This is a genomic window from Brevundimonas sp. ZS04 (genome assembly GCF_001956865.1).
GTDB lineage: Bacteria > Pseudomonadota > Alphaproteobacteria > Caulobacterales > Caulobacteraceae > Brevundimonas > Brevundimonas diminuta.
Genome location: NZ_MTHE01000010.1, coordinates 51,857 through 73,788 on the forward strand (window position 1 = coordinate 51,857; position 21,932 = coordinate 73,788).

Sequence of the window (21,932 nt, forward strand, 5' to 3'; positions counted from 1 at the left end):
GGCCACGCCCAGGCGAAAGCGGATTCCCTGCACGCTGGGCCATCCGAGCTTTCGCCCCAGAACCCGGCCGATCCGCCGCACGACTATCTCCGCCCGGAGCCGCTCAGCCTGTCGGCGTCGGCCAGGATGGATCGCATCGCATCCCCGGCGGACTTTCCGTCGCGGGCGTAGCCGCCGCGCTCCAAGGTGGCCTGCAACGCCTTGCGGGCGCGCGACACGCGGCTCTTCACCGTGCCCACGGCGCACTGGCAGATCTCAGCCGCCTCCTCATAGGCGAACCCTCCGGCCCCGACCAGGATCAGGGCTTCCCTCTGCTCTTCGGGCAGGGTCTGCAAGGCCTGACGCAGTTCGTCCAGGGCGACGGGCGCCTCGGGATCGTCGACGGCGATCAGGGTGCGTTCGGCGGCTTCCTGGTCAAGCTGGGTCTGACGCCAGGAGCGGCGCTTCTCGGAGTAGAACTGGTTGCGCAGGATCATGAAGGTCCAGGCCTTCATGTTCGTGCCCATCTGATAGCTGGCGCGGGCGTCCCAGGCCTTCATCATGGCTTCCTGCGCCAGGTCGTCGGCGGCGGTGGGGTCGCCGGTCAGGGTGCGGGCGAAGGCGCGCAGGTGGGGGATCAGGGTGACCAGTTCGGCCTTGAAGGCGCCGTCATCGGCCGACGGGGGCCGGGATGGGGTGCTGGTCACTGTCCCTCCTTGGTGGACGACGCTTGGTCGGCGCGTCTGAGAATCTCGAGGAACTCGTCGGGAACGGGTTCGTTCACGACCTCGTCGAACATGTGGCGCAGCTTCACGCCGATCGCCTGCTGACGCAGGCGAACCTCTTCAAGCCCTCGCTCATTCGACGGTGTCCCGTCGGGGTGAACGGGGGTGTCCTTGGTGTTGATCATCGAGTTTACGGCTGCCGCCCAAGCCAGTTGAAACGCCTGTAGAAACGGAAAACGCCGCCTCTCGCATAGAGTTCCTAACGCCGGACGTTTTTATGCTCAAGCTGGCGGACGGTGCGGGAACCGCGGCCCATTTGGCACGTTCAATCCGCTGGTGCGCCATTAGACATGCGGCGCGAAGATTGTCGGGGAACGAACCAATATGAGCCTTCTGGCCAGACTAGCGCCTCATCTGCCCTACGTTCGTCGTTACGCCCGGGCGCTGACCGGCGACCAGGCGACGGGCGACAACTACGTCCGCGTGGCCCTTGAAGCCCTCGCGGCGGGCGAGCGCCAGCTGCCGACGGACATGACGCCGCGCGTGGCTTTATATCATGTTTTCCACACCATCTGGGCGGCCACGGGCGCCCAGCTCGAGGACGGCGCGGCGGCTGAGGGCGACGACGCCGCCCATCGCCTGATGCGGATTTCGCCGCGCTCGCGCCAGGCGTTCCTGCTGACCGCGCTGGAAGGATTCACGCCGTCCGAAGCGGCCCAGATCCTGGCCGTCGATCCGCGCACGGTCGAACGCCTGATCGCCGAGGCCCAGTCGGACATCGACGCCGAGCTGGCTACCGACGTCCTGATCATTGAAGATGAAGCGATCATCTCGGCCGACATCGAAAGCCTGGTGAAGGAGCTGGGCCATCGCGTCACCGGCACCGCCACCACCCATGACGAGGCCGTGGACGCCGTGTCACGCCACACGCCGGGCCTGGTGCTGGCCGACATCCAACTGGCCGACGGCTCGTCGGGCATCGATGCGGTGAAGGACATTCTCAAGAAGTTCGACGTGCCGGTCATCTTCATCACCGCCTTCCCTGAGCGGCTGCTGACCGGCGAGCGCCCCGAGCCGACCTTCCTGATCACCAAGCCCTTCCAGCCGGAGACGGTGAAGGCGGCGATCAGCCAGGCGCTGTTCTTCCATCCGTCGCGCCAGAAGCAGGCCGCCTGATCGGGCTGAATTTCTTCGGCCAAGATCAAGGGCTCCGCCGCAGCGGAGCCCTTTTTCGTTCAGAACCGCATCAGGGCGCCGGAGGCGGTTCGACAGGCGGCGGCGCGGCTTCCGGCCCCGCGGGGCGGACCGCAGGGTCGGTCTGCACAACCGGCGAGGGTTCGGGCGTCGTGTCGGTAGCTTCCGAGGTGCGTTGGAGCCCCGCGTTGTTGATCGCCCACCACCCCAGCAGCAGGATGGCGGCGGCCCCGGCCGAAACGATCAGCAGCACCAGGATGCGGCGTCCGCTTCGGCCTTGGCGCACATACTGAGCCTCCACCGCCTGGTGCTCGTGCACGGCGTCGGCGGAGTGGGAATGCGGGTCTTGGTGGGTCATCGGCTCGCCTCCTTTTTCGCGGTCTGGAAACCTCTAGGGCCAACGCCGCCCCCGCTCCGCCGTTCCGACGGGGAGGAGCGGCGGGCGGTCCGCGCCCTTTGGAACCGAGTTTCGCGTTCGCCGTTATCTGATTGTCGAGGGTCGTTCCCCCGGGCCGGCTCGGCCGGTCTTCGCCCTCGCCTCATTCTCGATGATGCGACTCCTAGGCGGATCCTGAACGGGTCCGCCTTCTTTTTTGTCGGCAGGCCGGGGCGAACGGTCGATCCGTCGCGCTTGCCCTCTGGCGGCGAGGCGCCACTATGGGTTCTGAAAGAAAACGCTTTAGGAGACCGATTGATGAGCCTGCGCAACAGACAATGGATCCTGCGTCAGCGGCCGCACGGCCTGATTCAGGACGGCGATCTGGAGTTGGTCGAGAGCGTCCTGCCCGATCTGAAGGACGGCGAGGTTTTGGTTCGCACCGTCTATCTGTCGATCGACCCGACCAACCGCACCTGGATGAATGATTCCGAAGGCTATCTGCCGCCCGTCGGCCTGGGCGACGTCATGCGCGGCCTGACCCTGGGCGTGGTCGAGCAGTCGCGCGGCGAGCGATACAAGGAAGGCGATCTGGTCATGCCCCTGTCGGGGGCCTGGGCCGACTACGCCGTCGTGCCCGAGGCGGGGCTGCGACCGGTCCACCGCGCGCCGGGCCTGCCGTTGACGGCCAACCTGTCCGTTCTGGGCATGACCGGCATGACCGCCTATTTCGGCGTCACCGACGTGCTGAAGGCGAAGGCCGGCGAGACCCTGGTCATCTCGGCGGCGGCGGGGGCGGTGGGCTCCATCGCCGGTCAGGTGGCCAAGCAGCGCGGCTGCCGCGTCATCGGCATCGCCGGCGGCGCCGAGAAGTGCCGCTGGCTGACCGAGGAGCTCGGCTTCGACGGCGCCGTTGACTATAAGAACGAGGACGTCGGCGACGCCCTGGATCGCCTGGCCCCCGACGGCATCGACCTCAATTTCGAGAACGTCGGCGGCGACATCATGATCGCCGTCTGGAACCGGCTGAAGGTGCACGGCCGCATGGCCGTCTGCGGCCTGATTTCGGCCTACAACGCCACGCGGATGCCGCCTTCGCCCAACTTCGCCCGCATCATCACCCACCGCCTGGACGTGAAGGGCTTCCTGGTCCTCGACTACGCTCATCGCGCCAAGGAGATGGTCGCCGAGATGGGCCCGTGGCTGGCCGACGGGAAGATCCACTGGAAGGTCCATGTCGACGACGGGTTGGAAGGGGCGGTCGGTTCGCTGAACCGCTTGTTCACGGGCGACCATGACGGCAAGCTGATGGTCAGGGTGTCGGAAGAACCGGCCGCCTGACGGAGGGAAGACCGCGCATGACCGAGCCGCTGCACATCCATTTCGAGGATCTCGAGATCGGTCAGGTCATCCCTTTGGGCGCCTGCGCCGTGGATGCGGCGGCGCTGGACCTGTTCGCCGAGCGGTTCCAGCCGGGCTGGGACGTCGCCTACGGCGCGCCGGAGGCCATGGTCTACGCCTTATGGAGCCGCCTGGCCGCCGACCGAACCAGCGGTTGGGCGGGGGCCAAGACCCTGGCGGTCGACGGGCTTCGCTTCCTGCGCAGTCCCCCGGCGGGCGAGCTTCTGCGCGGCCGTCTGACCATCATGGGCAAGGATCCGGTCGGGGACGAAAAGGGCGTGGTCATCGCCCAGCAGGACTTGCTGGACGAGGCGGGGCGGCTGGTCTTCTCCTGCCTGACCCGCGCCCTGGTCGCGCGCCGCTAGAATCCTTCTCCCCTTGGGGGAGAAGGTGGACGGCGAAGCCGGACGGATGAGGGGTTTCGCGCCCTTGACCGTCAGCCGGCGTCAAACTTCGGAGAGACCCCTCATCCGGCCCTGGCGGGCCACCTTCTCCCACAAGGGGAGAAAGATAAGAAAACGCCCCGCCAGTTTCCTGACGGGGCGTTTGCCGTTTGGTGTTCCAAGGGCCTCAAGCCGCGCGAACGCGCGTTAGGCCCTCAAAAAATCAGGCGTTGGCGGCGACCGGCTGCTGCTTGGCGGCGCGGGTCAGGGCCACGGCGATCAGACGATCCCAACCCAGCAGCGACACCAGGTGGGCGTAGATCTGGCCCAGGGCGCCGTTGTCGCGCAGTTCGGCCAGCTTCTCGGCCGGCAGGGCCTTCAGCTTGTCTTCCGAGACGGCGAAATATTCGGCGATCTTCTGCGGCGTTCCGGCCGTGCCGTCGGCGTTGCGCGGGGTGTAGTTGGCCTCGCGCACCTCGAACAGGTCCAGTTCCTTCAGCAGGGCGACGAAGGATTCGCTGCGCACGCGCTCCTGCTCGAAGTTGTTGCAGAACTCCATGCCGAAGTTGACGTAGCCGCTGGGCTGGCCGTTCTCGAACAGGGGGGTCTCGCCGCCTTCGACCACGAAGGGGGCGGCGCGGTCGATGCACAGCACCAGGCGCTTCTGCTCTTCGTCATTGGCGAAGACGAAGGGGTAGCGGCGGACGTAGGCCGGGATGTAGGCGTCGGGACGGAAGTCGCCGTCCTCGATGAACAGGTTCTCGCCAGCGTTCAGGCCCATGGCGGCGACCGGCTGCTTGGCGTCGCCGACGAAGATGACCGGATAGGAGAGGGCGGCCGGGGCGAACTCCGTCACCGTCAGCGGCACCACATTGGTCTGGGCGACGAAGGCGTAGGGCTTGTCCGCCGGGGTCACGCCCAGCTTGCCGTGAGCCTCGGCCGACAGGGGCTCGGGCTGGGAATAGAACAGGACGTTGCCCGACAGGGGGCTGTTCGCTTGGATGGCGTCGGTCATGAAAAACGGATCTTCTGAACAGAAAGGACGGTTCTTCTAGCCCATGGCCGGGGCCGCCGCAAACGCCGCTGTTTGGCCACATTGCGCCGGCTGCGGGCGGCGACCCGAGCGGGTGCGACCGTCGATGCGGTTGCAGCGGCGGCCCTGACCTCTTAGCTGTAGGCCATGGGTCTGGCCTGCGATCATGAACACGCTGAACACGAGCTCGGCGCCGCCGAGGTGGAGCGCGCCCTGACGGCCGTCGAGGCGCGCTGCGCCGCCGACGGCGAGCGCATGACCGCCCCGCGTCGCCGGGTGCTGGAGCTGCTGCTGACGGCGGGCGAGCCGGTGAAGGCCTATGACCTGATCGCCCGTTACGGCCTGGACGGCCAGGCGGCGAAGCCGCCGACCGTCTATCGCGCGCTGGACTTCCTGGAGCGCCGGGGCCTGGCGCACCGCATCGCCTCCATCAGCGCCTATGTCGCCTGCACCGCTGACGCCCTGGGCGAAGACAAGGGCCACGCGGCGGCCTTCCTGATCTGCGACTGCTGCGGCGCCGCCGAAGAGGTGGCGGTCCAGGGCGGCGACGCCTTCGCCCGCGCCGCCGCCGGCGCCGGCTACGCCATCGAACGCACCACCATAGAAGGGCATGGCCGCTGCCCGGCTTGTCGCGTGGCGGCCTGAACCTGATGGACGCCCTGGCCCTGTCGGCGCCGCGCCGGATCAGCGTCCCCATCGACAATCGCTGGGGCGGCGGCGAGATGGCGGTTCTGGACTTCGGCGATCGCGAGCGGCCGGTCGATCTGGTCTTCGTCCACGCCAACGGCTTCAACGCCCGCACCTACCGCACCCTGCTGCAGCCCTTGTCCAGCGCCCTGCGCATCTGGGCGCCCGACCTGCGCGGCCACGGCGCGACGCGCCTGCCTGCCGAGCCGGACGGCCATCGCAGCTGGAAGGATCACCGCGACGACCTGATCGGCCTGCTGGAGGCGATCGGCGGCCCGCCCGTGGCTCTGGCCGGCCACTCCATCGGCGCGACCAGCGGCCTGCTGGCCGCCGCCGAGCAGCCCGAACGGGTGTCGCGCCTGCTGCTGCTCGACCCGGTGATTTGGCCGCGTCCCATGGTGATGGCGCTGAACCTGCCGCTGGCGGGCCGACTGTCGCGTGGCTTTCCCATCGTCTCGCGCACCCTGAAACGCCGCGCGGTGTTCGACAGCCGCGAACAGGCCCTGGCCGCCTATCGCGGACGCGGCGCCTTCAAGGGCTGGCCGGACCTGATGCTGGCCGACTATCTGGCCGACGGCTTGGCCGAGACGGATCGGGGACTGGAACTGACCTGCAGCCCGGCGTGGGAGGCCTCCAACTACGCCGCCCAGGCGCATGACCCGTGGCGGGCGCTGGCCCGCTATCCGGGAGCGGTGCGCATCCTCAAGGGCGAGACGGGCAGCCTGTGCGCGGTTCGGCCCTCAGCGCGTCGCGCAGCCATGCAGGTCGAGACGACGGCGGGCGGCGGCCATCTGTTCCCCATGACCCACGCCGAGATCACGCGCGACGCCCTGTTCGACCTGGCGGTCTGATCCCGCGCTTGGCGGAACGTCCCTGTCGCGCCAAAAGGCCGTACGGAACCGGCCGAGAGGGAGGATCGTCATGACCGCAGACCTGACGGTGCGCCGCGCGACGGCGACGGACGCCGGGCGCATCCACGCCCTGATGCGCGCTCTGGCGGAGCATGAGGGCCTGACGCCCTATCTCGCCGCCACGCCGGACAGTCTGGCGCAGGCGTTGTCGACCCAGCCGCCGCGCGCCGCCTTCCTTCTGGCCGAGATCGCGGGGCGGGCGGCGGGTTTCGTCTCCTGGACGCGGGTCTACGGCATCTGGCGGGGCGGGGACTACCTCAACCTCGACGATCTGTTCGTGGCCGAAGAGGCGCGCGGCGCTGGCGTAGGCGAGGCGCTGATGCGGGCTTTCGCGGCCGAGGCTGCGGGCGAGGGGCTGAGCGGCCGCTGGGAGGTTCGCGCGGACAATCACGGCGCGCGGCGCTTCTACGCCCGCCTCGGCGCCGAGCAGGAAGAGAAGGTTGTGGTGCGCTGGTCGGCCCAGGCCATGAAGACCACGCCCTAGCCTCAGGGGTTGTCGTGCGTCGGTTCGATGCTAGTCCTGACGGACGATGACGTCGTCCGCCTCTTCTTCTCAACTGCCGCGCATCCTGTTGGGGGCGCTGATCGGCGCTGTTCTGGGCCTGCTGATGCTGGGGGTGGCGCTGGCCGCTTGGTGGCTGGCGGTCGCGCGTCATGAGCCTCAGCCGATCATCGCGCCCGAGGGGTTCGAGGCGCGGCTGGACGCGGCGGCGGGGGGCGCCGCTTTCGGCCTTACGCCTGTTTACGTCCATGATCGTGACGGCCCCGATTCCAGCGGCGCCGTCTGGTTGTCCCAGATCACCTCCGAGCTCGAGGCCCAGGGCCATGAGCTTCGGCCCGTGCCGACGGACGACGCCGAACTGGTCCGCGAGATCGAGCGCCTGGCCCGCCGCTGGGCCGAGCCGCCGCGCCGCCCGCTGCTGATCTGGAGAGGGCCGACCGGGCTGATGCTGTGCCGCTGCGATCATCCGCGCGCGCGAGCGCAGGCGCGTCAGCTGCTGGCGGCCTCGGCCGCGACATCGGCGGATGCGGTCGAGGCGCCGGCGTCGCCTTCCGTGGTCGCGCCGCGCCGGGCGGTCGAGCCGAAGGGGCCGGCCTATCCGCGCCTGGGCCCGCCGCCGGCCAAGACCGCTGCGCCGCCCGCGCCGCCCGTTGCGGCGCCGGCGCGGACTGCCTCCCCGACCCCGTCCTTGCCGGGGGATCCGGCGCCCAGACGGGCTGAAGCCAGGGCGTCGCCCGCGCCCCGCGCTTCGTCTGCGCGCCCCGCCTCGCCCCGGCGCACCGATCCGCCCGAGGCGCGGCGCGACGCCGACAGCCTGTTCTTCTGACGGCCTAGCTCAGGCGGGCGCAGGCGTGGATCAGTTTCTCCACGTCGTCCTCGCTCTGATACAGGCTGAAGCCGAAGCGGATCACGTCGTCGCGCACGTCGGCGATGACGTTCATCTCCTGCAGCGCCGCCTTCCAGCGCGGCGCGTCGGCGTGGCGCAGGGCCAGGAAGCGGGCGCGCGGCGCCGTCCCCTCGACCGGGTTCAGGATCTGGGCCCCGGCCAGCGCCCCGGCCTCGTTCGATTGGATCGCCGTCTGGAACCGGGCCTGAAGACCGCGCGCGTGATCGGCGATCATCGCCGTGGTCAGGCCGTGCTGCTCCAGCATCCGGCGAACGGCGTTGAAGCGGTACAGGGCGCTGGCGTCGAAGGTGGCCCCCCAGAAGCGGCCGCCGTCGGTGCGGTACTGAACCCCGCCGTGCGGGCCTTCTAGGTGGCCGAACTCGGCGAACCAGCCGGTCACGACCGGGCGTGGGCCGAAGCCGGGCGGGGCGTGTAGGAAGCAGGCGCCTTCACCCGCCATGGCGTATTTGTAGCCGCCCGCCAGATAGAAGATCCTGTCCGCCACGGCCGACAGATCGGTCGGCGTGGCCATGAAGCCGTGATAGCCGTCGACCACCACCCACGGACCGGCCGGATCGGCCAGTTCCGCCAGTTCGGCGATGCGCTCGAACAGGCCGCCGGTGCGGAAGAAGACTTGGCTGACGAAGATCAGATCGTGCCCGCCCGCCCTGGCCGCCGCGACGAAGCGGTCGGCGAAGGTCTCGAACGGAGCCAGGGGCACGCGGGTGACGACGGCCTGTCCCGCCTCCTCCCAGCGTTCCGACTGGCGGCGGAAGGAGTGGAATTCGCCGTCGGTGGCCAGGATGCGCACCGGCGCCTTGTCGACCGCCGAGACGATGCGCAGCAGAATCTCATGCGTATTGGGCGCGAAGATCAGGCTGTCGGGCGAGGGCAGGCCCAGTTCCTTGGCGACATGCGCTTGCGCCTCGGGGATGACCTCGCCGAACACCAGATCCCATTTGCGGTCGGCGAAGCGGTTGGCCTCGGCCCAGGCCTGGACCTGGCCGTCGAAGCTGACGTCGGGCCACAGGTGGTGGCTGTGAGCGGCGAAATGCAGGCGTTCCGGATCGAGGCCTAGCGCGCGCGAGAACAGGGGCTTGTAGTTCATGGTCCGACCTTACCCGGATCAGCGGGCGGCCCAACAGAAAAGACGGATGAGCGGTAAGGAAAGGCGCGGCCAAAGAAAAAGGCGGGCCGCTTTCGCGAACCCGCCTCTCTCAAGTCGGTCTTTGGCGCTCAAGCAGCGAGCGACCGCGCCGCGCGCGTTTGCGCGCCTTAGATCAAACTACCGTGGCAGTGCTTGAACTTGCGGCCCGAGCCGCAGGGGCAGTCGGCGTTGCGGCTGGTGCGCTCCCAACCGACGGGCAGGGCCTCGACCGGCAGCTTGGAGCGGTCGTCGCCCGTCAGCTGGCCTTCCGGGTTCTGGGCCATCGGGTTCAGCATCTCGTTCTCGCCGGTGCCGGGGTTCAGGTGGATTTCCTGGAACTCGGGCATTTCCATCGGCGGCGGCGCCTGGAACTGGAACTCGACCGTCATCAGCCAGCGCGTGACGTTGTGGCGCAGGTCGTGCAGCAGCGTCTCGAACAGGTTGAAGGCTTCGGTCTTGTATTCGTTCAGCGGGTCGCGCTGGCCGTAGCCGCGCAGGCCGATGACGCCGCGCAGGTGGTCCAGATGGACCAGGTGCTCGCGCCACTGCATGTCGATCATCTGCAGCATGAACTGCTTTTCGAGGCCGCGCGTCTGGTCGGCGCCGATCAGTTCGAGGCGTTCGGCGGCGCGCACGTCGGCGGCCGCGACGATGCGCTCCTCGATCTCCTCGTTGGAGACGCCTTCCTCGGCGGCCCAGTCATGCAGCGGCAGTTCGAGGCCGAGGGTGGACTTCACCTTCTCGTCCAGGCCGTCGATGTCCCACTGCTCGGCATAGGCCTTGGGCGGCATATAGCGTTCGACCAGGTCGTTGATCGCGTCGTTGCGGAAGTCGGCGACCAGCTCCGACAAGTCTTCGGAGTCCATGAACTCCTGACGCTGTTCGAACACGGCCTTGCGCTGGTCGTTCACGACGTCGTCGTACTTCAGCACGTTCTTGCGCATGTCGTAGTTGCGGGCTTCGACGCGCTTCTGGGCGGTCTCGACGGCGCGGTTCAGCCAGGGGTGGCTGATGGCCTCGCCCTCGGCCACGCCGAACGACTTCATGATCGAGTCCAGACGGTCGCCGGCGAAGATGCGCAGCAAGTCGTCTTCGCACGACAGGTAGAATTTCGAGGTGCCGGGGTCGCCCTGACGGCCGGTGCGGCCGCGCAGCTGGTTGTCGATGCGGCGGCTTTCGTGGCGCTCGGTGCCCAGGACGAACAGGCCGCCGGCGGCCATGGCCTGTTCCTTGGCGGCGGCGATCTCGGCTTTGAACTCGGCTTCCTTGGCTGCAAGGTCTTCCGGCGTCACGGCGACGGCCATGTTGCGCTGTTCCTGGCTCCAGCGCTGCAGGCGCATCTCCAGGTTGCCGCCCAGCTGGATGTCGGTGCCGCGGCCGGCCATGTTGGTGGCGATCGTCACCGCGCCCGGCAGACCGGCGTCGGCGACGATGTAGGCTTCCTGCTCGTGCTGGCGCGCGTTCAGGACGTTGTGCGGAATGCCGCGGCCGGTGGCGTAGTCGATGTCATAGGCGGCGTCGCCGACCTTCTGCGCTTCCTTCTCGCGGCCCGCGTATTCGGGCTTGAGGGTGCGCGAACGCTCGACCTTGTAGCTGTAGGTCTTCAGGACTTCGGACAGCTCTTCGGAGTTCTCGATCGAGACGGTGCCGACCAGGATCGGCTGGCCGCGAACGTGGCATTCCGCGATCTGGGCGGCGATGGCGGCGTTCTTTTCCTTGAAGGTGCGATAGACCTCGTCGTCGTAATCCTTGCGCTGGATCGGACGGTTGGTCGGCACTTCCAGGACGTCCATCTTGTAGATGTCGAGGAATTCCTGGGCCTCGGTGGCGGCCGTGCCGGTCATGCCGGACAGCTTCTCGTAGAGGCGGAAATAGTTCTGGATCGTCACCGAGGCCAGGGTCTGGTTCTCGGGCATGATCTTGACGTCTTCCTTGGCCTCGATGGCCTGGTGAAGACCTTCGGACAGGCGACGGCCCGTCATCATGCGGCCGGTGTATTCATCGATCAGGACGATCTCGCCGTCCTTGATGATGTAGTCCTTGTCGCGCGTGTAGAGCGTGTTGGCGCGCAGGGCCTGGTTGGTGTGGTGGACCAGGCTGACGTTGGCCGGGTCGTACAGGTCGACGGTGTCCTCGGCGAAGTGGCCGGCGTCCTGAAGCATCTGCTCCATCCGCTCCGAGCCCAGCTCGGTCAGCAGGGCCTGACGCTGCTTCTCGTCGAGGTCGTAGGTGTCCTTGTCCTTGATCAATTCCTTCACCAGGGCGTCCAGCACCTTGTAGAGGTCCGAACGGTCCTCGGTCGGGCCCGAGATGATCAGCGGCGTGCGCGCCTCGTCGATCAGGATTGAGTCGACCTCGTCGACGATGGCGAAGTGGTGGCCGCGCTGCACCATCTCGCGACGGTCGTAGACCAGATTGTCGCGCAGATAGTCGAAGCCGAATTCGTTGTTGGTGCCGTAGGTGATGTCGGCGTTGTAGGCCATCTGGCGCTGGCCCTGCGACAGGCCGTTGACGATGACCCCGACCTCAAGGCCCAGGAAGCGATAGACGCGGCCCATCTGCTCTGCGTCGCGGCGGGCCAGATAGTCGTTGACGGTGACGACGTGGACGCCCTTGCCGGCCAGGGCGTTCAGATAGACTGGGGCCACGGCGACCAGGGTCTTGCCTTCGCCGGTGCGCATTTCGGCGATGCCGCCTTCATGCAGGATCATGCCGCCGGTCATCTGCACGTCGTACTGACGCTGGCCCAGCACGCGCTTTGAGGCTTCGCGCACCACGGCGAAGGCTTCGTTCTGCAGCTTGTCCAGGCTCTCGCCGGCTTCGATGCGATCCTTGAACGTCTGCGTCATCATGCGCAGTTCGTCGTCCGAGAAGGCCTCGAACTTGGATTCCAGGGCGTTGATCTTCTGGACCTGGCCCATGAAGGCCTTGACCTTGCGGTCGTTGGAGGAACCGAGAAATTTCTTGGCGAAGCCGAGCATGGGCGATCCGGGTCAGGCGGTCGAGCGGCTGAAGGCTCTGAGAAAGACAGTTTCACCCGGTCGGAGGGCCGCGATCACGCCGGCCCCGGGCCTTCCCTGCAGATGAGGGCGCGCGAAGGGCCGCGCAGACGATCGAAAACCCCTCGACTTGGGCGCAGGCGGGACTTAAGCACCGCCCTTATCCCTGTCAACGCGAGGGCCTTTTTAAGGCGGCGTGTTTCAGGCGCGAATGTCCGTTTCGACGGCCTGTCCACAGACCCTTGCCCGGAGCGTCCGATGCGAGCGCGACGTCCCCTCCACAGCCTGTTTCTGGTCGTCGTCGCCGGTTTGGCGCTGGGCGTGGCCGCCTGCGGGCGCGGCGGCGACGAGGCCGCGCCGGAAAAGAACGACCGCGTCGTGGCCAGGGTCAACGATCGCGCCGTCTGGGCCTCAGACGTGCGCCGCGAGGCGGTGGCGCAGGGGTTGATCGGCGAGGACGATCCCCTGGACGCTTCATCCGAACTGTTTCGCCGGGTGATGGACGAGGTGGTCGATCAGAAGCTGCTGGCCGCCGAGGCCGAACGTCGCGGCCTCGATTCCAGCCCCGCCGCCCAGCGCCGCCTGCAGGCCGTGCGCGAACGCATCCTGGGCGACATGCTGGTCGAGAAGGTGGTGTCCGGCGCCGTGTCCGAACAGGCGGTCGAACGCCTCTACGCCGAGCAGCAGCGGCTGGCCCGCGCGACCGAAGAGGTGCGGGTGCGCCTGATTCTGGCGCCGACCAAGGAACAGGCGGACGCCGTCCTGGGCGTCCTGGGGCAGGGGGCGGCCTTCGAGGCCGTCGCCGCCCAACGCTCCATCGACGACGCCACCCGCTATTCCGGCGGCGACCTGGGCTATTCGACGCTCGACGTTCTGCCCGGTCCCTACGCCGCCGCCCTGCAGGGCCAGACGCCGGGCGCGGTCGTCGGTCCGATCCAGACCGAGACCGGCTGGGCCGTGCTCAAGGTCGAGGATCGCCGCGTCGAAACTCCGCCGACGCTGGAGCAGGCGCGGCCGCAGATCGTGCGCTACCTGACCTATGAAGGCGTTCGTCAGTTGCTGGAGCAACTGCGCGGCCAGGCCGAGGTCGAGATCTCCCTGGACGGGACCAAGACGGCCCCGCCTTCAGCCCCCGTTGAGTCCGCCGCCCCGCCTGCGGCCCAGAAAACCTCCGCTTCTCCCGCCGGAAACGCCTCATGAGCCAGCCGCCCTCCAAGTCCGCCTCGACCGGCAAGAAGATCGAAACCGCCATCGAGAAGGCGCTGGATCCGCTGGCCTCGGCGCTGAAGCGCGCGACGCAATCGGCCACCCAGGCGGTCGCCGCCTCGCCCGGCAAGCCGGGCCTGATGATCTCGCCCCTGGCCGTGCCTTTCCCAGCCATTCCGCCGATCGGCGGGGTCGAGATCGCCACGGCGCGCGCGGGCTTCTACAAGCATGAGCGCGACGATCTGGTGGTCTTTCGCTTCCCCGAGGGCGCGTCCTGCGCGGGCGTCTTCACCCGGCACAAGGTCGGCTCGGCCCCGGTCGACTGGTGCAAGCGTCATCTGGACGCCGACAAGGGCGGCGAGGGGGTCAAGGCCCTGGTCGTCAACGCCGGCTGCGCCAACGCCTTCACCGGCAAGGCCGGGGCCGACGCCGCGCGCCGCACGGCCTCCGAGGTCGCCAAACGCTTCGACTGTCGCCAGCGCGACGTCATGCTGGCCTCGACCGGCGTTATCGGCGTGGTGCTGGACGACAAAAAGATCACCGCCCGCCTGCCCGAGGTCGAAGCCGGTCTGAAGGCTGACGCCTGGGCGCAGGCCGGTCTGGGCATCATGACCACGGACACCTTCCCCAAGGGCGCCTACGCCGAGTGCGAGATCGAGGGCGTCAAGGTCCGCATCGCCGGCATCGCCAAGGGCTCGGGCATGATCGCGCCGGACATGGCGACCATGCTGGCCTTCATCGTCACCGACGCCGACATCGCCCCGCCGGTGCTGAAGGCCCTGCTGAACCTGCACGTCCGCACCACCTTCAACTCGGTGACGGTGGACGGCGACACCTCGACCAACGACACGGCGCTGCTGTTCGCCACGGGCGCGTCCGGCGCGCCGCGCATCGGCCGCGTCGGCGACCGTCGGCTGAAGGAATTCTCGGCGGCGCTGGACGCCGTCATGCTCGACCTGGCGCACCAGCTGGTGAAGGACGGCGAGGGCGCGACCAAGTTCGTCAAGGTGACGGTCGAGGGCGCCGCCAGCCCCGCCTCGGCGCGCAAACTGGCCAAGTCGATCGCCGACAGCCCGCTGGTGAAGACCGCCATCGCGGGCGAGGACGCCAACTGGGGCCGCATCGTCATGGCCGTGGGCAAGACGGAGGAGGCGGTGGACCGCGACCGTCTGGCCATCCGCTTCGGTCCGCACGTCGCCGCCGTCGACGGCGCCCCCTCGCCGACCTACGACGAGGCGGTCATGAGCGCCTATATGAAGAACGCCGAGATCGACATCACCGTCCACGTCGCCTCGGGCCGGGCTTCGGCCACCGTCTGGACCTGCGATCTGACCAAACGCTACATTGAGATCAACGGGGACTACCGCTCGTGAGCAAGACGCCCGAAGTTCCCACCGTCCTGGTCGTCGCCGTCGCCCTGATCGACCCGGACGGCCGCGTGCTGATCGCCAAACGGCCCGAGGGCAAGCAGCTGGCGGGCCTGTGGGAATTCCCCGGCGGCAAGGTCGAGCCGGGCGAGCGGCCTGAACAGGCCCTGATCCGTGAGCTGAAGGAAGAACTGGGCATCGACGTGAAGGAGGCCTGCCTGGCCCCCTTCGTGTTTACCAGTCACGCTTACGAATCCTTTCATCTGTTGATGCCACTCTACCTGTGCCGGCGCTGGTCCGGCGTGGTCGAGGCGCGCGAACACGCGGGCCTAGCCTGGGTGAAGCCGGACAAGCTGTCGGCCTATCCCATGCCTCCGGCCGACGAACCGCTGATCGCCTGGCTGCGCGATCTGCTCTGACAGGCCGACGACAGAGGAGGGCCGGGCGTGAAGGGTTTCATCTGCCGGTTCCACCGCGACGAAGGCGGCGCCACGGCCATTGAATACGGCCTGATCTGCGGCCTGATCTTCCTGGTCATCATCGCCGCCGTCAGCGCCTTCGCAGCGCGCTCCACGGCCATGTACGACTACATCTCCACGACCATCAGCGGCGCTATCGGCGGAGCCTAGATCCAGGGAAGAGCGGGGCTCAGCCCTCTTCCCCGGTCTGCTCCCTGACGCCCAGCGCATCGGCCAGCCGCGTCTTGGCCGAGCCGCGTTTGGCGGGCTTCTGCTGGCTCTCGTGCGGCGCCCATCCGGCCAGGTGAACCATCTCGAAGGTGGCGGGGATGCGCCCGTCCGCCTCGGCGTGGCGCTCGGCGTAGAGCTGGGCCGCGCGGGCCAGCACGGCGCGGCTAAGCGGCCGGATCGGCCCGGCCAGCACATTGGTCTCGCCCATCGCCCGCAGGTCGCGCATCAGGGCGAAGGGATCGCCATAGCGCACCGTCACCCGGTCCACGTCCGTCACCGGCAGGGCGAACCCGGCCCGTTGCAGCAGGGCCGCCCCGTCGAAGCCGTCGGCGAAGGGCGAGACGCGCGCCTGGGCGCCGCCGTTGACCTCCAGCTCAGCCTCGGTCAGCACCCCGCGCAGCTCCTTCAGCGTCGCGGCGCCGAACAGGCTGGCGACGAACAGGCCGTCGGGCTTCAGCGCGCGGCGAATCTGGCTCAGGGCGCCGGGCAGGTCGTTGGCCCAGTGCAGGCCCAGCAGGTTGACGATCAGATCGGCCGACCCGTCCTCCAGCCCCAGAGGCCCGGCCCCCGGCGCGGCGCGCTCGGCCGTCGAGCCGACGGCGCGCACCTGGCCCACCCGCTCACGCGCCGGGCTGTCGGCCAGGGCGCGGGCGAAGACGCCGGGGTGGGGCGACAGGTCGACGGGCGTCTGAAACTCGCGCAGGATCACTTCCAGGCTGTTCACCGCATTGTCGGCGGCGCGCAGGTGCAGGAAGTCGGCGTCGGGGAAGCGTCGCTCGGCGCGGCTCAGACGCGCGGCGCGGCGGGCGGCGTCGAAGATGATCGGGGGACCGGAGGAGGGAGAGGGGGCGCTCATGTCGGTTCAGGATGGGGGCTGGCGAGGTCGATTGAAAGGCGTCGGGGGGCCTTTAGCATCCGGCGCGCGCGATGCGGGTCGGGGTCTGCTGGATATTCTGCTGCCGCCGCTCGCCCACGACAGCCGCGAGGCGGCGGCGTCCGCGGGCCTGTCGCCGGACGCCTGGAGCCGGGTGGCCTTTCTGGAGGCGCCGGTCTGCGACGGTTGCGGCGCGGCGTTCGAATATGACGGCGGCGACTTCGCGGCGGAGCGGTGCGCGGCCTGCGTCGCCAGCCCTTACGCCTTCGGCCGGGCGCGGGCGGCCTGCGTTTACGACGAGGCGTCGCGCGGGATCATCCTCAAGTTCAAACATGGCGACCAGCAGCAGTTCGCCCCTCTGTTCGCGCGTTGGATCAGCCGTTCGGCCGCCCCCCTGATCGAGACGGCCGACGCCGTGGTCCCCGTGCCGCTGCACCGCGCCCGCCTGCTGTCGCGGCGGTTCAATCAGGCCGCCGAGATCGCCCGGCCGCTGGCCCGCGCGGCGCGGCTCGACTATCTGCCCGACGCCCTGATCCGTCCTCTGCCGACCGCCAGCCAGGGCGGCAAGTCCGCGCGCGGACGGCGGCTGAACGTCAAGGCGGCCTTCGCCGTGACCGAGGTCGGGCGCCGACGCATCAAGGGACGTCGTCTGCTGCTGATCGACGACGTGCTGACCACGGGGGCTACGGCCGAGGCCTGCGCGCGGGCGCTGATCGAGGCCGGAGCGCGCGCTGTCGACCTGGCCGTCATCGCGAGGGTGAAAAACGCGCGCGAACCGCTTAAGTGAGGGGGAACCTTCCCATCCGCCTTCAGGAGTTCCCCTTGGCCGAAGTCGTCCTCTACACCAAACCCGGCTGCCCCTACTGCATCCGCGCCATGGCCCTGCTGGACCGCAAGGGCGCGGCCTATACGGAGATCGTCGCCTCCAACGACCCGGCCAAGAAGGCCGAGATGGTCGAACGCTCGGGCGGCGCCGCCACCTTCCCGCAGATCTTCATCGACGGAAAGCACGTCGGCGGCTCGGACGACATCCACGCCCTGGATCGCAAGGGCGAGCTGGACGCCCTGCTGGCGGCCTAGGTGACCGACACGCTCGACATCGCGCTGATCCAGACGCGGACGCCGGCGACGGCGGCCGCGGGGCTGGCGCATGTCGAGCCCCTGATCCGTCAGGCGGCGGCCGAGGGGGCGCAGTTGATCCTGACGCCCGAGGGGACCAACTTTCTCGAGCAACGCCGCGCCTTGCGCGACGCCGCCCTGTCGGACGAAGGCGCCGACCCGGCTGTCCTAGGGCTGAAGGCCTTGGCCGCCGAACTGGGCGTCTGGCTGTTGGTCGGCTCGGCCATCGTCCGCTCGGGCGTGGCGGATGACCCGCGCGCCGCCAACCGCTCCCTGTTGATCGACCCCAGCGGGGCGATCACGGCCCGCTATGACAAGCTGCACGTCTTCGACGTCGACCTGCCGAACGGCGAGACCTATCGCGAAAGCGCCTCGGTGCGGCCCGGCGAGGCGGCGGTGCTCGCCGACAGCCCCTGGGGCGGTCTGGGCCTGACCATCTGCTACGACCTGCGCTTCCCGCATCTGCACCGCGCCCTGGCCCAAGCGGGCGCGACGCTGATCGCCGTTCCCGCCGCCTTCACCCGCCCGACCGGCGAGGCGCACTGGGAGACCCTGTTGCGCGCCCGCGCCATCGAGACGGGCGCCTTCGTCCTGGCCCCGGCCCAGGGCGGGACGCATGAGGACGGCCGCCGGACCTGGGGCCGCTCCATGGTCGTCGGCCCGTGGGGCGAGGTGATCGCCCGCCTCGACCACGACGAACCGGGCGTCCTGCACGCCCGACTGGATCTTCAGGCCGTGGAGCAGGCGCGCGCCAGCGTCCCCGCCCTGCGCCACGACCGCGACTTCGACCTGCCCCTATGATCCGCTACGCCCTCTCCTGCGACCGCGACCACGGCTTCGAGGCCTGGTTCGGCTCCTCGTCCGACTATGACGATCAGGCGGCGCGCGGTCTGGTGGAATGCCCCTTCTGCGGCTCGACAGCGGTGAGGAAGCAGGTGATGGCCCCGGCCGTCTCCGGCACGAAGAAGACCTCGCCCGACGCCCTGAAACCTGAAGCTCTGCAGCATATGCAGTCGATGATGATGCAGGCCGCCCGCGAGGTGCGCGACCACGTCGAGCAGAATTTCGACTATGTCGGCGACGCCTTCGCCCGCGAGGCCCGCGACATCCACGAAGGCCGCAGCGAAAAGCGCGAGATCTACGGCGAGGCCACCCCCGCCGAGGTCAAGAAGCTGAAGGACGACGGCGTGCCTTGCGCTCCCCTGCCCAGCCTGCCGCCCGATCCCAAGAAGGCGAATTGATCGCAGATGGGGGAGGGGGAACGGTACGAGGAATTCGCCCCGCCCGAACCTTTGCGCCCCTTCGTGCGTCTGCTGTGGACCTACGCTGCGCCTCGCCCCAGCGGCGGGGTCCAGCGCATCGCCCCGGACGGCTGTCCCGAGCTGGTGGTCGATTTGGCCGCCCCCTATGAGGAACAGGACGCCGACGGCGTCTTCCGCCTTCAGCCGCCGGTGATCTTCGCCGGTCAGATGACCCGGCCCATGGCCATCCGCCCGGTCGGCCCGGTCGAGATCGTCGCCGCCAAGTTCGAGCCCGACGGGGCGCGGGCGTTCCTCGGCCGCCCGCTGATCGAGGCGACCGACCGGCGGCTGGACCTTGTGGCGCGGCTGGACGGCTTCACGGCGCCGTCCGGCGATCCGGCGGGGCAGGCCGCCGCCCTGGGCGCCTGGCTGGAGGATCAGCGCCGGGCGGGCGACTGGCGCATCGACCCCGCCGTCCGCGCCCAGGTCGCCGCCGCCGAGAGCGACCTTGAGGGGCCGTCTTTGAGCCCGGCCGAGCGCCGCGCCCTGCAGCGCCGGTTCCGCGACCGGGTCGGCGTGGCGCCGCGCACTCTGCGCTCGGTCTTCCGCTTCCGCCGCATCTTCGATCACGCGATGGGCCAGGACGCCGACGCCGCCTCCTGGCTGGAGGCCGGTCTGGCCGCCGGCTATTTCGACCAACCGCAGATGGCGCGCGCCTTCCGTCGCTTCCTGGGCTGCACCGCCACCGCCTGGGCGCGCGAACAGGTGGAGCTGGCGCGGCGGCTGGCGTCGCATTCCTACAAGCCCGCGCCGTGAGGGCGGCGTAACCTTCCCTTCGTCCTTGAGGAGGGAGAGCCCATGTCCGTTTCCAGCCTGCTGGCCGCCGCCCTGTGGCAGGCATCCTTGCCCGCGACGCCTGCGCCCGACCTGTCGTGGCTGGCGGGGTATTGGCTGGACTGTTCCGGCGGGCGCGAGGCGTCAGAGACCTGGAGCGATCCACGCGCGGGTCTGATCGTCGGCCACTCGGTGACTGTGCGCAATGGCCGCAGCGGCTTCGAGAGCGCGCGTATCGCTCCCCTGACAGACGGCGGCCTGGCCTATTTCGCCCAGCCTGAGGGAGCGCCCGCGACGCCTTTCCGCCTGGTCGGCAGCGGCCCCCAGCGGGCGGTTTCGCCAATCCGGACAACGACTTTCCGCACCGCATCATCTATGAACGCGCGGGGGATAGACTGACCGCCCGGATCGAAGGGGCGGACGACGATGAGAACCGGAGCGTGCAATGGCGATTCAACAGGGCGGAGCTGAACGCCCGCTGTCCACTCTGACCTGGCGGCCGATGACGCCGGACGACCTCGACGGCGTGGTCGCGGTGGCCCAGCTGTCCTTCCCCGATCACCCGGAAGAGCGCGCCTGCTTCGCCAACCGTCTGGAACTGCACCCCGAAGGCTGCTTCGTGCTGGCCGCCGAGGACGGTCCGGTCATGGGCTATCTGGTCGCCTATCCGTGGGTGCTGAACGCCGCCCCGGCGCTGAACGTGCTGATCGACGCCATCCCGGCCGAGGCCGAGGTCGTCTATCTGCACGACCTGGCTCTGCACCCCGACACGCGCGGCGGCGGCCACACCCGGCCGGTGGTCGAGCGCCTGGCCGAGCAGGCCAAGGCGGCGGGCTGGCCGGCGGTCGCCCTGGTGGCGGTCAACGACGCATCAAGCTTCTGGGCGCGCAACGGCTTCGAGGTTCAGAACCCGCCGGGCATGGCCGAGAAGCTGGCCAGCTACGGCGATGACGCCCGCTATATGGTCAGGCCGCTGTAAGCGTCGTCAGCACGAAGTCCAGGCGCTCGGCGACGGGCGCCTGGGGCAGTTCGATCAGTTCATAGCCGAAGCGCGGATAGGTCTCGGCCATGGCGTCGAAGGTGCGGCGGGCCTCGTCCAGATCCTGCTTGCGCTCGGCGTCCTGGCCGAAGATCTCGGGCCAGACCGGGGCGATGAAGACGCGCCGGTCATAGCGAATGTCCTGCGCCGCCCGCTCCATATGAGCTGGGACCGGCAGGCCGCACAGCGTCAGATAGCCGACCACGTCCGGGACGCCGCGATCGAAGAAGACCGGCCCGTCGGCGCTCTCGGCGCGGGCGTGGGCTTCCAACTCGCGATCCAGCATCAGCTCGGCGAACAGGGCCCGGTCCTTCCACGGCAGGGCCTCGCCGTCGATGGCCTGCTGGCGGCGGATGATGGCGCGCCCGGCCTCGGGCGAGGTTACATGGCCAGCCGCCGCCAGCGCCTCCAGCAGCGTCGTCTTGCCCGAGCCGGGACCGCCGGTCAGGACGATGCGGCGCGGGCCGATCATGCGTCGCGGGTCGCCATCATCATGTAGTTGATGCCCACGTCGTCGCCCTCGCTCCAGCGGTCGTTCAGCGGGTCATAGGCCAGTCCATAGGGGCCGGTGACGGTCAGGGGCTCGCCGTCCAGCATGGCGCGCAGTTCGTCGGGCTTGAGGAATTGGCGCCAGTCGTGAGTGCCTGCGGGCACCCAGCGCAGCACATATTCCGCCGCGACCTTGCCCAGCAGCAGCCCCTTCAGCGTGCGGTTCAGGGTGGCGACGATCATGAGGCCGCCCGGCTTGATCAGTTTCGAGCAGGCGCGGATGAAGGCTTCGGGGTCGGCGACGTGTTCGATGACTTCCATGGTCAGCACCACGTCGAACGGCCCGGCGCCTGCTTCGACCATCTGCTCCACCGTGGCGGCGCGATAGGCGATGTCCAGACCGACCTGATCGGCGTGGGCGCGGGCGGTGCCGATGTTCTCGGACGAGGCGTCTATGGCCGTGACCTCAAAGCCCATGCGCCGCATCGGCTCGGCGATCAGGCCGCCGCCGCAGCCGATGTCGATCAGGCTGAGGCCGCTGAAAGGCGCGCGCGTGCGCACGTCGCGATCAAAGTGCTCGGCCGCCCGATCGCGCACGAATTTCAGCCGCGCCGGGTTGAAACGATGCAGGGGGGCGAAGGGGCCTTTGGGATCCCACCACTCGGCCGCCTGGGCCGAAAAGCGCGCCACGTCGGCCGGGTCGATGCTCGGCCCTTCGGCACGATCGGTAGCAAAGGGTGAAAAACCCTCTTCGCTTTGGGGTTTGCGCGGATCGAGGCTGTCGTTAGAAGCGGGCATGGGCAGAGGCATGGACCGCCTTCGCCCGCCATGCAAGCAGGGGATCAGACGCC

27 protein-coding genes are annotated in these 21,932 nt (G+C 69.1%); 18 read left to right on the forward strand and 9 right to left on the reverse strand.

What is annotated here, in order from left to right; translation table 11 throughout:
- Positions 1–83: 83 nt before the first annotated feature.
- Entirely contained in the window at positions 84–686 is a 603-nt protein-coding gene (locus tag BJP32_RS12830; RefSeq protein ID WP_003164198.1) for a sigma-70 family RNA polymerase sigma factor, read from the reverse strand.
- On the reverse strand, positions 683–889 hold the full coding sequence (locus tag BJP32_RS12835) for a NepR family anti-sigma factor (protein ID WP_003164197.1): 207 nt from the start codon (positions 887–889) through the stop codon (positions 683–685). The genes BJP32_RS12830 and BJP32_RS12835 overlap by 4 nt, the downstream gene beginning before the upstream one ends.
- Positions 890–1,088: 199 nt before the next feature.
- On the opposite strand from BJP32_RS12835, the gene BJP32_RS12840 reads away from it, so the two are divergent.
- Positions 1,089–1,880, forward strand: a complete 792-nt coding sequence (locus tag BJP32_RS12840; protein WP_003164196.1) for a response regulator — start codon at positions 1,089–1,091, stop codon at positions 1,878–1,880.
- Between the two features lie 70 nt (positions 1,881–1,950).
- Here BJP32_RS12840 and BJP32_RS12845 read toward each other — a convergent pair whose 3' ends face one another.
- Positions 1,951–2,256 (reverse strand): hypothetical protein, encoded by a 306-nt coding sequence (locus BJP32_RS12845; protein ID WP_076224400.1) that lies wholly within the window; start codon positions 2,254–2,256, stop codon positions 1,951–1,953.
- 336 nt (positions 2,257–2,592) lie between these two features.
- On the opposite strand from BJP32_RS12845, the gene BJP32_RS12850 reads away from it, so the two are divergent.
- Together BJP32_RS12850 and BJP32_RS12855 are read left to right on the forward strand one after the other, a co-directional pair.
- The gene (locus BJP32_RS12850) at positions 2,593–3,615 is read left to right on the forward strand and encodes an NADP-dependent oxidoreductase (protein WP_003164194.1); all 1,023 of its coding nucleotides are present in this window, start codon (positions 2,593–2,595) and stop codon (positions 3,613–3,615) included.
- A 17-nt stretch (positions 3,616–3,632) separates the two neighbouring features.
- Positions 3,633–4,040, forward strand: a complete 408-nt coding sequence (locus BJP32_RS12855; protein ID WP_046654409.1) for an acyl dehydratase — start codon at positions 3,633–3,635, stop codon at positions 4,038–4,040.
- Between the two features lie 241 nt (positions 4,041–4,281).
- On the opposite strand, the gene BJP32_RS12860 is transcribed toward BJP32_RS12855, so the two are convergent.
- Entirely contained in the window at positions 4,282–5,073 is a 792-nt protein-coding gene (locus BJP32_RS12860; protein WP_003164192.1) for a SapC family protein, read from the reverse strand.
- Positions 5,074–5,238: 165 nt separating this feature from the next.
- On the opposite strand from BJP32_RS12860, the gene BJP32_RS12865 reads away from it, so the two are divergent.
- From BJP32_RS12865 to BJP32_RS12880, 4 genes are all read left to right on the forward strand, one after another.
- On the forward strand, positions 5,239–5,736 hold the full coding sequence (locus BJP32_RS12865; RefSeq protein ID WP_003164191.1) for a Fur family transcriptional regulator: 498 nt from the start codon (positions 5,239–5,241) through the stop codon (positions 5,734–5,736).
- Positions 5,737–5,741: 5 nt separating this feature from the next.
- A complete protein-coding gene (locus BJP32_RS12870) occupies positions 5,742–6,629 on the forward strand; it encodes an alpha/beta fold hydrolase (RefSeq protein WP_046654523.1) in 888 nt (295 codons plus the stop codon).
- 70 nt (positions 6,630–6,699) lie between these two features.
- Complete coding sequence (locus BJP32_RS12875) at positions 6,700–7,173, forward strand: GNAT family N-acetyltransferase (RefSeq protein WP_003164188.1); 474 nt, start codon at positions 6,700–6,702, stop codon at positions 7,171–7,173.
- A 46-nt stretch (positions 7,174–7,219) separates the two neighbouring features.
- Positions 7,220–8,017, forward strand: a complete 798-nt coding sequence (locus BJP32_RS12880) for a hypothetical protein (protein WP_052748101.1) — start codon at positions 7,220–7,222, stop codon at positions 8,015–8,017.
- Between the two features lie 4 nt (positions 8,018–8,021).
- Here BJP32_RS12880 and BJP32_RS12885 read toward each other — a convergent pair whose 3' ends face one another.
- A complete protein-coding gene (locus tag BJP32_RS12885) occupies positions 8,022–9,185 on the reverse strand; it encodes an aminotransferase class V-fold PLP-dependent enzyme (RefSeq protein WP_046654413.1) in 1,164 nt (387 codons plus the stop codon).
- Positions 9,186–9,352: 167 nt separating this feature from the next.
- Positions 9,353–12,205 carry a preprotein translocase subunit SecA gene (gene secA, locus BJP32_RS12890; RefSeq protein WP_046654415.1) on the reverse strand — a complete coding sequence of 951 codons (2,853 nt, stop codon included), beginning with the start codon at positions 12,203–12,205 and terminating at the stop codon, positions 9,353–9,355.
- A 276-nt stretch (positions 12,206–12,481) separates the two neighbouring features.
- Here secA and BJP32_RS12895 point away from each other — a divergent pair, with 276 nt between their 5' ends.
- The 4 genes from BJP32_RS12895 to BJP32_RS12910 are packed head-to-tail and all read left to right on the forward strand — an operon-like array spanning position 12,482 to position 15,425.
- Positions 12,482–13,423 carry a peptidylprolyl isomerase gene (locus BJP32_RS12895; RefSeq protein ID WP_046654418.1) on the forward strand — a complete coding sequence of 314 codons (942 nt, stop codon included), beginning with the start codon at positions 12,482–12,484 and terminating at the stop codon, positions 13,421–13,423.
- Positions 13,420–14,802: a bifunctional glutamate N-acetyltransferase/amino-acid acetyltransferase ArgJ gene (argJ, locus tag BJP32_RS12900; protein WP_040344669.1), complete on the forward strand. Its 1,383-nt coding sequence runs from the start codon at positions 13,420–13,422 to the stop codon at positions 14,800–14,802. Before BJP32_RS12895 ends, argJ begins: the two co-directional genes overlap by 4 nt.
- Positions 14,799–15,215: a (deoxy)nucleoside triphosphate pyrophosphohydrolase gene (locus BJP32_RS12905; RefSeq protein ID WP_003164182.1), complete on the forward strand. Its 417-nt coding sequence runs from the start codon at positions 14,799–14,801 to the stop codon at positions 15,213–15,215. The genes argJ and BJP32_RS12905 overlap by 4 nt, the downstream gene beginning before the upstream one ends.
- Before the next feature lie 27 nt (positions 15,216–15,242).
- A complete protein-coding gene (locus BJP32_RS12910; RefSeq protein WP_003164181.1) occupies positions 15,243–15,425 on the forward strand; it encodes a Flp family type IVb pilin in 183 nt (60 codons plus the stop codon).
- A 19-nt stretch (positions 15,426–15,444) separates the two neighbouring features.
- Here the strand turns inward: BJP32_RS12910 and BJP32_RS12915 are convergent, their stop codons facing one another.
- Positions 15,445–16,341, reverse strand: a complete 897-nt coding sequence (locus BJP32_RS12915; protein WP_076224402.1) for a methyltransferase domain-containing protein — start codon at positions 16,339–16,341, stop codon at positions 15,445–15,447.
- On the opposite strand from BJP32_RS12915, the gene BJP32_RS12920 reads away from it, so the two are divergent.
- The 7 genes from BJP32_RS12920 to BJP32_RS12950 are packed head-to-tail and all read left to right on the forward strand — an operon-like array spanning position 16,340 to position 20,532.
- Positions 16,340–17,146, forward strand: coding sequence for a ComF family protein (locus BJP32_RS12920; protein ID WP_076224404.1), 807 nt, complete (start codon positions 16,340–16,342; stop codon positions 17,144–17,146). The two genes, BJP32_RS12915 and BJP32_RS12920, sit on opposite strands and share 2 nt — an antisense overlap.
- A 35-nt stretch (positions 17,147–17,181) precedes the next feature.
- Positions 17,182–17,439 carry a glutaredoxin 3 gene (gene grxC / locus BJP32_RS12925; protein ID WP_003164178.1) on the forward strand — a complete coding sequence of 86 codons (258 nt, stop codon included), beginning with the start codon at positions 17,182–17,184 and terminating at the stop codon, positions 17,437–17,439.
- Positions 17,440–18,279: a carbon-nitrogen hydrolase family protein gene (locus BJP32_RS12930; protein WP_076224405.1), complete on the forward strand. Its 840-nt coding sequence runs from the start codon at positions 17,440–17,442 to the stop codon at positions 18,277–18,279. It begins immediately after the preceding gene.
- On the forward strand, positions 18,276–18,719 hold the full coding sequence (locus tag BJP32_RS12935) for a DUF1178 family protein (RefSeq protein WP_076224407.1): 444 nt from the start codon (positions 18,276–18,278) through the stop codon (positions 18,717–18,719). The genes BJP32_RS12930 and BJP32_RS12935 overlap by 4 nt, the downstream gene beginning before the upstream one ends.
- A 6-nt stretch (positions 18,720–18,725) precedes the next feature.
- Positions 18,726–19,535 (forward strand): helix-turn-helix domain-containing protein, encoded by an 810-nt coding sequence (locus tag BJP32_RS12940; protein ID WP_076224409.1) that lies wholly within the window; start codon positions 18,726–18,728, stop codon positions 19,533–19,535.
- 42 nt (positions 19,536–19,577) lie between these two features.
- Positions 19,578–19,952, forward strand: coding sequence for a DUF6265 family protein (locus BJP32_RS12945; RefSeq protein WP_233126835.1), 375 nt, complete (start codon positions 19,578–19,580; stop codon positions 19,950–19,952).
- A 46-nt stretch (positions 19,953–19,998) separates the two neighbouring features.
- Positions 19,999–20,532, forward strand: coding sequence for a GNAT family N-acetyltransferase (locus BJP32_RS12950; protein ID WP_083673996.1), 534 nt, complete (start codon positions 19,999–20,001; stop codon positions 20,530–20,532).
- Here BJP32_RS12950 and BJP32_RS12955 read toward each other — a convergent pair.
- Entirely contained in the window at positions 20,519–21,064 is a 546-nt protein-coding gene (locus BJP32_RS12955) for an AAA family ATPase (RefSeq protein WP_076224412.1), read from the reverse strand. The genes BJP32_RS12950 and BJP32_RS12955 overlap by 14 nt on opposite strands.
- Entirely contained in the window at positions 21,061–21,891 is an 831-nt protein-coding gene (gene ubiG / locus BJP32_RS12960; RefSeq protein WP_223850921.1) for a bifunctional 2-polyprenyl-6-hydroxyphenol methylase/3-demethylubiquinol 3-O-methyltransferase UbiG, read from the reverse strand. The genes BJP32_RS12955 and ubiG overlap by 4 nt, the downstream gene beginning before the upstream one ends.
- Positions 21,892–21,932 lie beyond the last annotated feature (41 nt).

Coding starts and splice junctions, on each gene's coding strand:
- BJP32_RS12835 (WP_003164197.1), bottom strand. CDS start 889: ATGATCAACACCAAGGACACCCCCGTTCACCCCGACGGGACACCGTCG.
- BJP32_RS12840 (WP_003164196.1), top strand. CDS start 1,089: ATGAGCCTTCTGGCCAGACTAGCGCCTCATCTGCCCTACGTTCGTCGT.
- BJP32_RS12845 (WP_076224400.1), bottom strand. CDS start 2,256: ATGACCCACCAAGACCCGCATTCCCACTCCGCCGACGCCGTGCACGAG.
- BJP32_RS12850 (WP_003164194.1), top strand. CDS start 2,593: ATGAGCCTGCGCAACAGACAATGGATCCTGCGTCAGCGGCCGCACGGC.
- BJP32_RS12855 (WP_046654409.1), top strand. CDS start 3,633: ATGACCGAGCCGCTGCACATCCATTTCGAGGATCTCGAGATCGGTCAG.
- BJP32_RS12860 (WP_003164192.1), bottom strand. CDS start 5,073: ATGACCGACGCCATCCAAGCGAACAGCCCCCTGTCGGGCAACGTCCTG.
- BJP32_RS12865 (WP_003164191.1), top strand. CDS start 5,239: ATGGGTCTGGCCTGCGATCATGAACACGCTGAACACGAGCTCGGCGCC.
- BJP32_RS12870 (WP_046654523.1), top strand. CDS start 5,742: ATGGACGCCCTGGCCCTGTCGGCGCCGCGCCGGATCAGCGTCCCCATC.
- BJP32_RS12875 (WP_003164188.1), top strand. CDS start 6,700: ATGACCGCAGACCTGACGGTGCGCCGCGCGACGGCGACGGACGCCGGG.
- BJP32_RS12880 (WP_052748101.1), top strand. CDS start 7,220: ATGACGTCGTCCGCCTCTTCTTCTCAACTGCCGCGCATCCTGTTGGGG.
- BJP32_RS12885 (WP_046654413.1), bottom strand. CDS start 9,185: ATGAACTACAAGCCCCTGTTCTCGCGCGCGCTAGGCCTCGATCCGGAA.
- secA (WP_046654415.1), bottom strand. CDS start 12,205: ATGCTCGGCTTCGCCAAGAAATTTCTCGGTTCCTCCAACGACCGCAAG.
- BJP32_RS12895 (WP_046654418.1), top strand. CDS start 12,482: ATGCGAGCGCGACGTCCCCTCCACAGCCTGTTTCTGGTCGTCGTCGCC.
- argJ (WP_040344669.1), top strand. CDS start 13,420: ATGAGCCAGCCGCCCTCCAAGTCCGCCTCGACCGGCAAGAAGATCGAA.
- BJP32_RS12920 (WP_076224404.1), top strand. CDS start 16,340: ATGTCGGTTCAGGATGGGGGCTGGCGAGGTCGATTGAAAGGCGTCGGG.
- BJP32_RS12915 (WP_076224402.1), bottom strand. CDS start 16,341: ATGAGCGCCCCCTCTCCCTCCTCCGGTCCCCCGATCATCTTCGACGCC.
- BJP32_RS12935 (WP_076224407.1), top strand. CDS start 18,276: ATGATCCGCTACGCCCTCTCCTGCGACCGCGACCACGGCTTCGAGGCC.
- BJP32_RS12940 (WP_076224409.1), top strand. CDS start 18,726: ATGGGGGAGGGGGAACGGTACGAGGAATTCGCCCCGCCCGAACCTTTG.
- BJP32_RS12945 (WP_233126835.1), top strand. CDS start 19,578: ATGTCCGTTTCCAGCCTGCTGGCCGCCGCCCTGTGGCAGGCATCCTTG.
- BJP32_RS12950 (WP_083673996.1), top strand. CDS start 19,999: ATGGCGATTCAACAGGGCGGAGCTGAACGCCCGCTGTCCACTCTGACC.
- BJP32_RS12955 (WP_076224412.1), bottom strand. CDS start 21,064: ATGATCGGCCCGCGCCGCATCGTCCTGACCGGCGGTCCCGGCTCGGGC.
- ubiG (WP_223850921.1), bottom strand. CDS start 21,891: ATGCCTCTGCCCATGCCCGCTTCTAACGACAGCCTCGATCCGCGCAAA.